Origin of the sequence: Bacillus sp. SH7-1 (assembly GCF_008042405.1) — a bacterium.
Lineage (GTDB): Bacteria > Bacillota > Bacilli > Bacillales > Bacillaceae_G > Bacillus_A > Bacillus_A thuringiensis_N.
In genome coordinates, this window is record NZ_QNUD01000004.1 from 38671 (window position 1) to 51627 (window position 12957).

Genomic DNA, 12957 nt, shown 5'->3' on the forward strand with positions numbered 1-12957 from the left:
TTTATTTAGAATGAGAATGAGCAAGTGCAGCACTAGAATTGAAATCTTCCGCCGCTTTCTCACCATGATTTAGCCTTGCTTCTAATTCTTTGACAATTTGTACATGCTTTTTCTCTGTCAATGTGATCTTCCATGCGAAAATTATAGCGGAAAAAATCATGAGTACTGCTGGAAGATAAAACGCATAAAGATGGAATGTCGAAACACCATTAGCAGTAATATCTGCTGCTGTAGCATTGCCAGTCATCCCAGAAGCAACAGCAACAAACCCAACGATTCCGTTTGATAAAGCTCCCGCAATTTTATCGAGTAATGGACGAATTGATAGTGTCACAGCTTCATTACGAGTACCATTTTTCCATTGTCCATATTCAACTGAGTCCGTAATAGTCATTAAAGCGGAAAGGAAAATTAGCTGCTGAGGAAAATAGAAGAGCACCAATCCCACAATGACTACCAGTAAACTTGTTCCAGCTAAAGTGAAACATACGTATGCAAGAAGCATCATTACAATTCCGCCAATATATACAAACCTTCTTGAAATTAACTTCGTGAGTGTTGGAAAAAGCGGAACAGCAATTACACCTAGTACAGCTGCAATTAGTCCCACAATCCAGAACTCACCTGAATTTCCTAAAATATATTTGAAATAGAAGAACAACACGGCAGTAGTTGCAACATTCGCAATGGCATATGCAATATATGATAGTGCTAACCACATCAACTGATCGTTTTTCGTAATAGCTTTAAAAATATCTTTAAGGGTTGCTTTTTCTTGTTGCTGACGAATTACACTTTCATTTTCTTTTGTGCCAAATGCTGCAATAATGGCTGTCCCTCCAGAAATGACAGCTGCAATTACGCCGAACCAAAACCAACCAGAAGCGCCTTGAGAATGTTCACCAGTCATCAAGAAAGTAAAGAAGGTGACGATTGGTACAACTGCGAGTGTAGTCCCATTCGCACCAAGTGATGAGCCAAGTCGTGCAAATGTTGCTAATTTTTCTCGTTCCTTGGTTTTAGTGCTTAACGCTGGAATCATCGACCAAAAAGCAATATCCTTAAATGAATAAAAACTATCGAGTAAGATATAAACAATTGCAAACAATATGATGAATAACGTAGTATTATGAATTGCAAGACCAAAGAAATTAGTAAATATGCATACAAGAAGAATTGAACTAACTAAGCCACCAACAACTAACCAAGGCTTAAACTTCCCGAATCTCGTTTTTGTATTATCAATTATCCCTCCAATAATCGGATCAAAAATAATTTCTACCAATCGGATTACTACGATTAAACTTGTAACAATCCCAATCATTCTTCCAGCCGTTGCTTTATCAGCTCCAGTGAACATCGCACTTGTAACAAAGACCATAAAATATGTACTTAAAGTTACATAGAATATGTCATGACCAAATGCACCTAAGGCATAGGAAACACGTTGTTTTAATTTTTTATCCATTTTCATTCCCCTTTTGTGAAATTCCCCTCCACTTAGTTTTAATAAAAGAGAGAAAACGTTTTCAATGTTGTCCATAAAAAATGACGAATTATATTAATCTTCCTATGGTTTTCTTTTTCATGTATAGTTTAACAAGAAAGCGTTTTCTGTTTTATATCATTTTGTGACCTTGATTTAACCTTTTGTTGCATTTCTTCCTTCAAAAGGTATATTGGTTATAGTAATCTCGAAGAAGGGAGAAGCACATGGAACAAGCAGTATTTAAAAAAAAAGAACACCACCACTTCTCGAGCGAACTTTATTTTGATTTTTGCGGTTTTTCAAAAACACTACCTTTTCATGCATTTGGTCCTACTGTACGTAACAGCTACATTATTCATGTCGTGCTAGATGGAAAAGGGAAGTACTATGTAAAAGATAAAAAATATTCATTAAAGCAAGGTGATCTATTTCTTATTCCTCCAGGAGAGTCTACCTTTTATCGTTCAGACGCAGAGGAACCATGGTTGTATGCATGGCTTTCTTTTGGTGGGAAAGTTGCAGAAGAAATTATTAATTTTTCAAATTTTAAAGGTGATAACTACGCTGTTACCTCAACTAATATTCAACAATACTTGGAGATTATCTTGGAGTGTATGAATTGCTCCGACAGTACATTAGAAGATGAATTAAAGTTGAATGAGCTAACTTATCGTTTTTTAAGATTATTTCTTACAGATGTAAGTTCACTCTCACCAGGAGTAAAACAAAAATTTTCACGACTCGCAATTGAAGCCATGATATATATTGGAGAGCATTATATAGAGGAGATTACCGTAAGTGATGTAGCAAATCATCTTGCGGTCAATAGAAGCCATCTTTCTCGGGTATTTCAAAATCATTTGGGGATGAGCATGAAAGACTGGATTATAAGGATGCGTATTAATCACGCAGCATATTTACTTTCAATGACTAATGAATCGGTAGAAAATATATCTTATCAGGTTGGTTTTCATAGTTTAGCAGCCTTTAGCCGCATATTTAAAAAAGTGACTAAGGAAACTCCTACGCACTACCGAAAACGTATGTCAAAAGATAATTTCCAATCAACTTCTTTATCAAGCTTGAAGTTATTACTTGATAAACAAGATATTATTTCACGGGCCACCTAGGAAAATTGAAAATAAATTTTTTAAAATCCAAAACAAGATACGTATTTTGTAAACTGTTACTCATTAAATATTCAAGATATATTTCCGTGTATATTTTGCTATCATTTAGTCTTGCACCAGAATCATTAGTTGCGAACATAATAAAAGTCAAGGCTATCAATATAGCACTTGACTTTTATTTATGTTTTATATGGGAGCTATTACACAATCTGCACATCAAAATGTATTTTGTAACCTTTACTATTCAAAATACACTTGAGAACTTTTCCCACTTTTATCCGAACTATCCATTTCTATTATCCAAGAGTTTGCATCTTCCTTAACAGTTATCTCATCGTCCTTTTCTGCTACCTTGTAACCTATTTTTTTAGGTATAGTAAAGATTACTTTAACTTGCTCTTTCATTGGATCAGCCATCACTACTTTTACACCATTATCTTTATAATTTATTGCAATTGCTCCCCTAGTTTTAGCCTCTACTTCATTCACCTTCCCTATCTCATAAAAATTCCCCATCCATATATCATCAGCATCATCATAAATCACTTGTTGCGTTGGTGTATTAGAAAGTATCGAAACATCCATTTCTTTTGCGTAAGTAGATGTCTCTTCTTGATTCTTACCAGGAAGAATTACATACACATACTCACCACCTGAAGGCGACTTTCCATGAGGTATTGATAGTGTTGCGAACATGTTACTTACCTGATTGCTCGATCCCCCTTTATTTATATCAGACCACTTTCCACTTCGCTCTTTCTTTTCAGCATAGATATTTTCAGATTGAGGGAACACATAACCAATATCAGACTGATTGTTCTTTCCCTCAAGGTGGGCCCAAGAAGCTCCCTTAAATAGAATACCTTGATCAAAAGCTACTTCTGTCCCCCTCACTTCCAGAAGATTTGAACCATCTTTTTCTATTCTTCGATTTTCAACTATTGTCTCTGTATCAGCATCCTCTTTTGAATTAATCCCTGCAGCCATTGCTACAATTTTATCTTTGAGGAAAAACCAAGATTTTTTTGCTTCTAATGAGCTTCCAGTGACATTCTGCATAGTATAATACATGCTGGCTGAACCAATCTGTCCATCTGAAACGCCTCCTGACCAAGACTTAGGGTTATTATAATTTTTCCAATCAATTAAATTCCCTAATTTATGATCTGTGGTTGTGCCAGGAAGTCTTGTCATATCTATAGTTGCCCAATAGTCATTATCGTATTGACCAAGGTCATTGTTATATAAATATAACATCCCTGTTCCCATGTAAAATCCCTTCATATTTTCACCATTTCCATATTCAAAAGAGCTGATTTGTTTACCAAACAAACTCAATCCAGCTGCAAAGTCTTTCTTTTGATGGGTCATTTGATTCATTGCGCTTAACATATTATTTGTATCCCTCACACCAAAATCTGGTTTAATTGAACTATCACTCATTAAGCGTTGAAATGTTTGCGTTTTATGAATGGATAACCCATTATAATAACTTTCCGAATTGTTATGTTGAAATATGGCTTCTTTTACATAACGTGCATATTTCCCCCGGTATGATAAGTCTTGATTTTGTGAACTAATTACAAGTATTTCATACAGAATATTTCTCCCTACAATACTAGAGGAAGAATTTTGTCTAGACATACCTCGGCCACGCGTCATATCAAATATTTCACCTTGTTTCATAACTGGTAAGTAGGTAGTTTCAATATACGTATATAATTTTTTAATTCCTTGTACATTCGTTAGTCTGTCTGTTCCACTAAACAATTCATGAATATCAGCACTTCTCGCCAGTAACACTTCCCCATATCCACCAGTATACGGATTATATGTGTGTTGTATAAATGATCCATCTTGATAAAATCCATCACCATTTTGAACTATTTTATACACATCGTTTGTCGCATCTATTCCTAATTGAATTTTATTATTATTATTGTTCAGAATACCTCTCACCATGACTATAAAACTTTTATCTAGTAAATTAGCTCCCGTTTCTTTAATTCCATTTAACCTTTTTGTTGGATCAGGGACAAAACGATCCACTGCCATTATATATTTGCTTAACTCCACCTCAGTTAAATCATCAAACATTAATACCAAAATGTTATTGTATGACTGTGGTGTCCCAATCTCCCAATCCCACCAATTTCCATACGTATTTTTAATTTTTTCATTATACATTTGATCATAGAAGTATTCTATTGCGTACATAATGTCTTTTTGTAAGGTATCTTTTTGATAGTATATCGAATTAGGTGTTTGATAAAGTACTGCCATTTTCTCGATATTTTTCACTGTTTCTGTGATTTGTGCAGAATTCTGCTGCCAGTCTAGAAGATTCTTAAATAAGGACGGACTTTCATTTTCTTTGTTTAGATTGCTTAACACATTATCTTGTAAATCCTTTTCTTTATCCAAAACGATATTTTTTAAAATTGCATCATTATTTGTAAAAGGTTCACCAACAAGTACCCTTTTCCAATTTGATATCATTTTAGAGCTTTCTTCCGTTTCTGCGACCGCATTTAAACTGAAAGACCCCATAACACAACTTAAAACAAATATACATAATATTATCCTTTTCATGAAATCGTTCTCCTTTATCACTTTAGTAATAAATGATACATTCATTCCGTGTTTAAAGATTTCATTTCAAATAATACGCCTTCAAAAAGTTTATACATTATGAAAATTCAATCTGCAAATTAGCTAAAAACGTAATAATCTACATTAATTTTTTTAAACTATACGCTTTAGCTAATTCTTTCATCAAAGCTGCCCTTATAACGCTGAGAAATATCTAATAAAATATTAGAAATGTTTATTTTATGTCTAAATAAATTGGATTTTCCCTTAAAGAAAGTTCTTCCTCATAATTCCCTTCCGTTTCAAAGACAATCAACTTATTTTCTCCCTTTATTAATAAAGGAGCTGGAATATATAAATAACCCGTTGGACCTACATCCCAATACTTTCCTAAATTAAACCCATTTAAAAAAACAAATCCTTTCCCCAACTTACTACAGTCTAAAAATGTATCTTTTAATTCTTGTACATTAAATGTGTATTCATAAAAGCTAGGTGTATTAGGTTCCCATTTACCGTTGAAATCAATCTCATCCAGATTATCAAATTCAAGTGCATAATGCTCCCAGTTTGATTGTAAATGTATATCAATCATTACACCTGAGGAGATACCTTTTCTTTGCGTTGGAGACAACAATCTTGCCCCATAATTAACACGTCCCATATTTTCTACTAAAATATCCAACGTATTTTCTTCCTTAGTTAAATCTAACGATACCTCTCTACCAATCTCATCCCTATATTGGGTGTCTATTAATTGTTCATTAAGGAACAAATGAACACGATCCCTAGCATCTACTACCTTACATTTTTCTATATTTTTTGGTCCTTTTAAAAATGTTCGATATAAAATATAACCATACTGCTGATCCATATCTTCCATTGTTAATGTATAAGAATTGTGTCTCTTCTTAGCTATTTTCTCTAACGTTGAAAACAGTGATACTTTATGACTCAATTTAATTTCCCCATAATTCGCACGTGGTAAAATGTGCGGTTCAAATTGGTCTACATCTGAACAAACTTCTTTAATAGCTCTCTGAACAGCATAATATTTTGGCGTTGGCTCTCCCCATTCTGTCAGTAATGCATCATAATCATATGAAGTAATTTGTGGTAAATCCACATTTTCCCTCGATGAACAACCATTCATAAATCCAAAATTAGTGCCACCTTGAAACATGTAGAAATTAATACTAGCTCTCTTCAATAGTTCCTTGACTTCCTCTGCTAATTCACTGCCATCACGTCGAATAATTTCCATACCCCATCGATTAAACCAACCATCCCAAAATTCCATACACATTAATGGCCATTCTTTTTTATTTTTTTTAATGAAACTTTCAAGCGCATTTAAATTTTCATTAGAGCGTGAGCCAAAATTACCTGTCACTAAAACATCGTCATCAATCAGGCTCCCTGATTCTAAAGCCTCTTGCCATGCACCATCTGAAGTAAAAAGTGGAACCGTAACGCCTAAATCTCTCATTAATTTTTTTATACTTCCTACATACTCTTTGTCATTTCCAAATGAACCATATTCATTTTCTACTTGCATCATAATAATTGGTCCACCATTCTCTACTTGTAATGGGGTTACCATTGGTAAGAGAACTTTATAAAAGTTTTCCACTTTATTTAGGAACAAGTTCGTATTACTTCGAACCCTTATATCTTTATACTTTAGTAACCAAGCAGGTAATCCACCAAACTCCCATTCTGCACAAATATAAGGAGTAGGACGTAAAATAACCATTAATCCATATTTTTGAGCCAATTGTACATATTTCACAAGATCTGCTATACCTTCAAAATTAAATACCCCTTCTTTTGGTTCATGCATATTCCACGGAACATACGTCTCTACTGTATTACATCCTAGTGCCTTCAAGTTATAAAGACTATGATCCCAGTATTCTGGAACAATTCTGAAATAGTGAAGAGCACCTGATATAATCTTTATAGGCTCACCATCTAGCATAAAATCTTTCCCAATTTCAAATGATTTCATAGTTTATCCTCCAGTATTTCAAATCATGATACCTTAATAACTGTATTTTCATTTATACCTACCAATATGTTGCCCACGTTGGATTAAACATACGATACAATGCTTCTAAGTAAAAATAATCGCCCCATAAATTAGGTTCATCAATTCCTTTTCCTTCTGTGTATGCATAAACACCATGTAGTAAAATCCCTTCATTACCCTCATCATTTTTTATCGTGCACTGTTCCCTAAGTACTTGAATCATTCCACGAGCAATGGATGCAGATTCCTCATACATATTACTTGCTTGAGCTTCGAGTAAACCACATGCGGCAATTGCCATTGCAGAACTATCCAACGGCTGATTATCTTCATCTGTAAATGTAAGATCCCAATATGGAACCAAACCATTCGATAATTTACTAATAAAATAATTTGTAATGTCTTCATATTGTTTTTGGTCAACATGATTAAGCATATAATTAAACCCCATAGGTAAACCTAAAATGGCCCATGCTTGCCCACGCGCCCAACAAGACGAATTAGTATAACCTTGGTGAGTAGCGCCATATGAAGCTTCTCCTGTAACAGGATCAAAATAAAATGTATGATATGTGGATGCATCTTCCCTTATAATCGTTTTCGTTACTTGTTGAAAATGTTGTTCTGCTATATGTTTATAACATTGATCACCTGTCAATTTCGTTGCCATAAACAATAAAGGTAGGTTTAATAATGAGTCAATAATCAAACGGTACTCATCAGGATCATTAAGATTTCCCCAAGCCTGAATAAAATTCCCTTTGTCATGAAAACGACTTATTAGCTTATCGGCAGCTTGAATAATAATTGGGGTAAAAGATTCATCTAATGTCACCTTATAACCAGCAACAACTGATAAACTATATAAAAATCCTAGGTCATGATGATCTACAACATAATTCTTATCTAGTCTATCTTTAAAACTTTCAATGTTTTTTAGTGCTATTGATTTAAAAATATCTTTTTTCGAATATTCATAGGCAATCCATAACATCCCTGTCCAAAATCCATTCGTCCAATCATCATTTCCTTTTATTCTATATTTTCCATTTGTTGCACAGGCAGATGGATAGCTTGCCTCAAAGCGCTCTATGTTCTTTTCTAGCTTTTCACATATCCAATCTAATTCTGCTTTTATACTATTTCGATCTAATGCCTTTCCTTTTGCTTTAAATAGCTCTATATTTTTCGATAGTATAGACATGTTAGTCTCCTCCCCAACAATTCCATCTTTACATCTAAACTCTCTTATCCTTTTAACCTCACTATGTGAAAACATCACTCATTTTTCATAAAACGAGTGATGTTTTTAGTTTTTATTTACCCTTACTTATTATTCAATTTAAAAATCCTTCAATACTTGCATCAGATTCTTCTGGAACCATCTGTGCAGTAACTTTTACACCTTGGCTTAATAACTGTTGCACAGCTACTTTTTCATTCTCAGTCATACTAATTGATTTTTTAATCTGAGTTGTTCCTGGACGACTAGACATATTACCAACATTTACCTCTTTTAACGCTAATCCACCATTCATTAATTGCACTAAAATTTCAGGAGTCTTCACAATTAATAACACTCTTTGCCCTTTATAATTCCCATTTTTCACATTATTAAGGCCTTTTTCAAAGGTTAAAATGGACGTATTAACACCAGCTGGTGCCGCCATTCTTAAAATTGATTTCTCATCATCATTAACTGCAACTTTATCATCGATAATCATAATACGATTTACTCTTAAACCTGTTGCCCATCTTGTTGCAACTTGCCCATGAATAAGTCTATCATCAACTCTAATATGTACGATTCCTTCCATTACTAAACACTCCCCTTAAACGAAAATTTTTAAATTATAAGCAATAATTCCTATAAAAATCAATAAAAAGATAACACGAGTAGAATTCATTTTCTTTCTACCTAATAACCAATATGTTAAAAAGACTACAAGGGCTGGTGCTAAACCAGGCATAATTTGATTAGCAAGATCCTGTAACTTTAAAGTAACTTCACCTTTGGTAAACTCATAACCAAAAGTGGCCTTAACTACTGAAGGAATCAATGCTCCTACAACGGTGATTCCCAGTATATTTGCTGATTGAGTTATTTTTTTCAAACGATTTCCTAACTCACCAACAAGTTTTGCTCCTTCTTTATAACCTGTCCATACAAAGAATCTCATAAATCCCAATCTGACACATCCAAATAAGATCCATAAAATCAGAGCAATTGGATTTCCCTCTAGTGCTAAATAAGACGCAATGGAGCCAACAATAGTGGTTGGGATTACAAAGAATAAGGTATCACCAATTCCTGCTAGCGGTCCCATTAATCCAGTTTTAAGTGACGCTACTGTATCAATAGATTCAATCCCCTTCTCTTTTTCTAGGGCTACATCTAGGCCTAGAATAACGGGAGCTGTAGAATTATTCGTGTTAAAAAACTGCAATTGATTTATTGCTGCTCTTTTTCTTTCTTCTTCCTCACTATATATGCTTTCTAGCAATGGATAAATGCTATAGTAATAGCCTAAGCCTTGCATTTTTTCATAGTTCCATCCTGTTTGACCGAAGAAATACCAACGCCAAAATACCTTGTTTAAATCTTTATCTACTATATTTTTACTCATCTCCCATTCCTCCATCATCAGTCGCATAATCGCTATCTTTCATAAAGGTTTGGAAATAAATTATTGCCATTGCTAACCCGATTAAAGCTACACCTAATACAGGTACTTTTAAATAAGCCGCTAAGAAGAAACCAATAATCAAAAAGGCGATATTTTGTTTTATAGGTAAGTATTTCAATAGAATTGCAATACCTAATGCAGGAAGCAATCCCCCAGCTACTTGCAAACCACCCATAAGCCACTTTGGAATATTATCTACAATTGCTTGGACAAATTTGGCACCAAACACTAAAGCTAGAAACACAGGTATCATTCTTGATAAGGAAGTTGGGACAATTCCCCATAGATTCATATAGGATGCCTTTTTAAATTTGCCTTTCGCTACTAATTTTTCAGCTTTATGCTGGAAAAAAGTATTCGTAAAACGAGCCAGAACATCTAATTGCACCATTAGTAGCCCAATTGGAATTGCCAGTGTCGCTCCAAATTTAGCATCTTGCCCACTCATAACTGTAAAAGCTGTTCCCAATAAAGCGCCTGTCATATAATCTGGTATAGAGGCTCCTCCAAAGTTACCAACACCTAAAACCAATAAGTTTAAAGTTCCCCCTACAATTAAACCCGTTTGAATGTCCCCTAAAATTAGCCCTGCGAAAAATCCTGCCATTGTTGGCTTTACAAAACCAAACGTTGTATTGTTTCCATCATAAATAGCGAATCCAGAATATAGCGTTATTAAAACAATTTGCCACCATTCAACGCTTACCATTGGCTATTCTCCTCTCTATTCATCTAAAACATTTACACTATCAATCTCCATTTCTGGTATATCAATTCCATTTTTCGCACCTTCTATTAAATCTTTTGACAACTCTTCTAATGATTTTTCTTGATTACAATATATTGCTTCTATTACAATTGGTAAATTTACACCACTGATAATACTAATACGCTGATTCAACTTTAATTTTGATGTCCAAAATACAGCTTGATTAAAGGGAGTTCCTCCTTTAAGATCGGCAAAAATAAGCAACTTATTTGACTCATTTCCACTCCATTTCCCTAAGAATTCTTGTAGTTGATTACTAAAATAAGTAATTCCATTCTCTTCAGTTAATTCTAGAGCGTGTAAGTTTTTTTGTTCCCCTAAAATCATTTGTGCAGCTTTCTTCAACCCACTTGCAACACCAGCATGTGAAAGAATCAGTATATCCATAAATAACTTCCCTTCTAATCAACTAGTATTTTTTCAAATTCAACACTCGTGATAAAGTAATTCTAGCCCTTATACTCATCAATATATTCAATTTACCGGCTCTACCCAACATAATGTATGCCCTTTCAAAAAGGTTCACAACTTATGTTCAGATGTTTCTAACAACCAAAATGTTCTTGAATCGCCCAAAAAATATTTGCTATAGAGCTTAAAACTACTTAACGCACTAACCATCCACCATCAACAGCTAGAATATGGCCTGTTACATAATCTGACGCTTTACTTGATAAAAATACAGCCGTACCCATTAAATCGAATGGTACTCCCCATCTTTCAGCTGGGATACGATCTAAAATTTCTTTATTCCGTTGTTCATCCGCACGAATTGGGGCAGTATTAGCTGTTGCTATATAGCCAGGAGCAATTGCATTTACTTGAATATTATATTTACTTAATTCGTTAGCAAATGCTTTCGTTAATCCTGCCACCCCATGTTTGCTGGCAGTATAAGGCGGTACAAATTTTCCTCCCTGGAAAGACAACATAGAAGCAATATTAATGATTTTCCCACTCTTTTGCTCTGCCATGACACGAGCTACTGCTTGACTGAGTAAATAAACAGTATTCAAGTTAATGCTCATCACGGCATTCCAATCTTCCTTCTTGTATTCAAGCAATGGTGCACGACGAATTGTACCTGCATTATTAATTAAAATATCAATTTTCCCGAAATTGTCTAAACAACCTTGCACCACTTTTTCTGCTGCATCATCTTGGGTTAAATCTACCTGAATGAATTCAACTCGTTGTCCACATTCCTCAATCAATTGACGAGTTTCATCCCAATTGTCACCAGATGCTGCAATATATAGATCTGCCCCAGCTTTCGCTAATGCTACTGCATATCCTTGACCTAATCCTGTATTTCCTCCAGTAACAATAGCTACCTTCCCTTTTAAACTAAAGAAATCCATTGAAAATTCATTTAAGTTCATGTTCTAGTCCTCCTTTAATTGTATCAATCCTACTATTTCAACTGATTCATCTCGACCATGTCCATATCACTATACGTAATGTTTTCTCCACACATTGCCCAAATAAATGTATAATCACTTGTACCAACACCAGAGTGAATTGACCAACTTGGAGAAATTGTCGCCTGTTCATTTTTCATTACTAAATGTTTAGTTTCATCAGGTTTACCCATAAAATGGAATACTCGTGTATCCGGTTTCATATCAAAATACAAGTAAGTTTCCATGCGTCGCTCATGGGTATGGCAAGGCATTGTATTCCAACTGCTTCCTGGTTCTAAAATGGTATACCCCATCTGTAGTTGACAACTTTCACAAACATTCGGATGAATATATTGATAGATTTTACGCTTATTTAATGTTGCAGAGTCCCCTGTTTCCATAGGTTTTATTTCATCAATGCTTATACGTACATTTCGATATTTATGATGTGCAGGTACTGAAACACAATAGAATTTTGCAGGATTTGACTGATCATCTGACTTAAAGACTACTTCCCTTGTTTCTTTTCCAATATAGTACCCATCTTGTTTTTTCATACTTTCTTCTGTACCATCAATGATGATAGATCCTGGTCCACCAATATTTATAACACCTAATTCACGACGTTCTAAAAAATAAGAAACTCCCAATTCAGTAGACAACTCGATACTCAAAGGTTCTTCAGTTGGTGTTACTCCCCCAAAAATCATTCGATCATTATGTGTATATGTAAGAATAACTTCTCCCGGTGCAAAGTTTCGCTCTACTAAAAATTCCTGTCTTAGTTGATCTGTAGAATAATGACGAATATCCATTGGACTATGTGTATAACGTGTTTCCATAATATACATTCTC

At 34.4% G+C, this 12957-nt stretch carries 11 protein-coding genes; 1 reads left to right on the forward strand and 10 read right to left on the reverse strand.

Going from position 1 to position 12957, the window contains the following annotated elements:
• Position 1: 1 nt before the first annotated feature.
• Complete coding sequence (locus DN390_RS02790) at positions 2-1468, reverse strand: glycoside-pentoside-hexuronide (GPH):cation symporter (protein WP_255443888.1); 1467 nt, start codon at positions 1466-1468, stop codon at positions 2-4.
• 245 nt (positions 1469-1713) lie between these two features.
• On the opposite strand from DN390_RS02790, the gene DN390_RS02795 reads away from it, so the two are divergent.
• Positions 1714-2619: an AraC family transcriptional regulator gene (locus DN390_RS02795; protein ID WP_098288510.1), complete on the forward strand. Its 906-nt coding sequence runs from the start codon at positions 1714-1716 to the stop codon at positions 2617-2619.
• Positions 2620-2859: 240 nt separating this feature from the next.
• On the opposite strand, the gene DN390_RS02800 is transcribed toward DN390_RS02795, so the two are convergent.
• The 9 genes from DN390_RS02800 to kduI all read right to left on the reverse strand — a co-directional run bounded on the left by DN390_RS02800 (position 2860) and on the right by kduI (position 12944).
• A complete protein-coding gene (locus DN390_RS02800) occupies positions 2860-5211 on the reverse strand; it encodes a polysaccharide lyase 8 family protein (RefSeq protein WP_255443889.1) in 2352 nt (783 codons plus the stop codon).
• A 235-nt stretch (positions 5212-5446) separates the two neighbouring features.
• A complete protein-coding gene (locus tag DN390_RS02805) occupies positions 5447-7222 on the reverse strand; it encodes a glycoside hydrolase family 35 protein (protein WP_147806536.1) in 1776 nt (591 codons plus the stop codon).
• A gap of 58 nt (positions 7223-7280) precedes the next feature.
• The gene (locus tag DN390_RS02810; protein WP_147806537.1) at positions 7281-8447 is read right to left on the reverse strand and encodes a glycoside hydrolase family 88 protein; all 1167 of its coding nucleotides are present in this window, start codon (positions 8445-8447) and stop codon (positions 7281-7283) included.
• A gap of 133 nt (positions 8448-8580) precedes the next feature.
• The gene (locus DN390_RS02815; protein ID WP_147806538.1) at positions 8581-9060 is read right to left on the reverse strand and encodes a PTS sugar transporter subunit IIB; all 480 of its coding nucleotides are present in this window, start codon (positions 9058-9060) and stop codon (positions 8581-8583) included.
• 15 nt (positions 9061-9075) lie between these two features.
• Positions 9076-9870: a PTS system mannose/fructose/sorbose family transporter subunit IID gene (locus DN390_RS02820; RefSeq protein ID WP_000041901.1), complete on the reverse strand. Its 795-nt coding sequence runs from the start codon at positions 9868-9870 to the stop codon at positions 9076-9078.
• A complete protein-coding gene (locus DN390_RS02825) occupies positions 9863-10639 on the reverse strand; it encodes a PTS mannose/fructose/sorbose/N-acetylgalactosamine transporter subunit IIC (protein WP_098288506.1) in 777 nt (258 codons plus the stop codon). Before DN390_RS02825 ends, DN390_RS02820 begins: the two co-directional genes overlap by 8 nt.
• A gap of 15 nt (positions 10640-10654) precedes the next feature.
• A complete protein-coding gene (locus DN390_RS02830; protein WP_147806539.1) occupies positions 10655-11086 on the reverse strand; it encodes a PTS sugar transporter subunit IIA in 432 nt (143 codons plus the stop codon).
• Between the two features lie 218 nt (positions 11087-11304).
• Entirely contained in the window at positions 11305-12081 is a 777-nt protein-coding gene (kduD, locus tag DN390_RS02835) for a 2-dehydro-3-deoxy-D-gluconate 5-dehydrogenase KduD (protein WP_001052291.1), read from the reverse strand.
• A gap of 32 nt (positions 12082-12113) precedes the next feature.
• A complete protein-coding gene (gene kduI / locus DN390_RS02840) occupies positions 12114-12944 on the reverse strand; it encodes a 5-dehydro-4-deoxy-D-glucuronate isomerase (protein ID WP_147806540.1) in 831 nt (276 codons plus the stop codon).
• Between the last annotated feature and the right edge of the window lie 13 nt (positions 12945-12957).

Bases quoted from the DNA above. Each gene is read 5' to 3' on its own strand.
- DN390_RS02790 (WP_255443888.1), bottom strand. From the start codon at position 1,468: ATGGATAAAAAATTAAAACAACGTGTTTCCTATGCCTTAGGTGCATTT.
- DN390_RS02795 (WP_098288510.1), top strand. From the start codon at position 1,714: ATGGAACAAGCAGTATTTAAAAAAAAAGAACACCACCACTTCTCGAGC.
- DN390_RS02800 (WP_255443889.1), bottom strand. From the start codon at position 5,211: ATGAAAAGGATAATATTATGTATATTTGTTTTAAGTTGTGTTATGGGG.
- DN390_RS02805 (WP_147806536.1), bottom strand. From the start codon at position 7,222: ATGAAATCATTTGAAATTGGGAAAGATTTTATGCTAGATGGTGAGCCT.
- DN390_RS02810 (WP_147806537.1), bottom strand. From the start codon at position 8,447: ATGTCTATACTATCGAAAAATATAGAGCTATTTAAAGCAAAAGGAAAG.
- DN390_RS02815 (WP_147806538.1), bottom strand. From the start codon at position 9,060: ATGGAAGGAATCGTACATATTAGAGTTGATGATAGACTTATTCATGGG.
- DN390_RS02820 (WP_000041901.1), bottom strand. From the start codon at position 9,870: ATGAGTAAAAATATAGTAGATAAAGATTTAAACAAGGTATTTTGGCGT.
- DN390_RS02825 (WP_098288506.1), bottom strand. From the start codon at position 10,639: ATGGTAAGCGTTGAATGGTGGCAAATTGTTTTAATAACGCTATATTCT.
- DN390_RS02830 (WP_147806539.1), bottom strand. From the start codon at position 11,086: ATGGATATACTGATTCTTTCACATGCTGGTGTTGCAAGTGGGTTGAAG.
- kduD (WP_001052291.1), bottom strand. From the start codon at position 12,081: ATGAACTTAAATGAATTTTCAATGGATTTCTTTAGTTTAAAAGGGAAG.
- kduI (WP_147806540.1), bottom strand. From the start codon at position 12,944: ATGGAAACACGTTATACACATAGTCCAATGGATATTCGTCATTATTCT.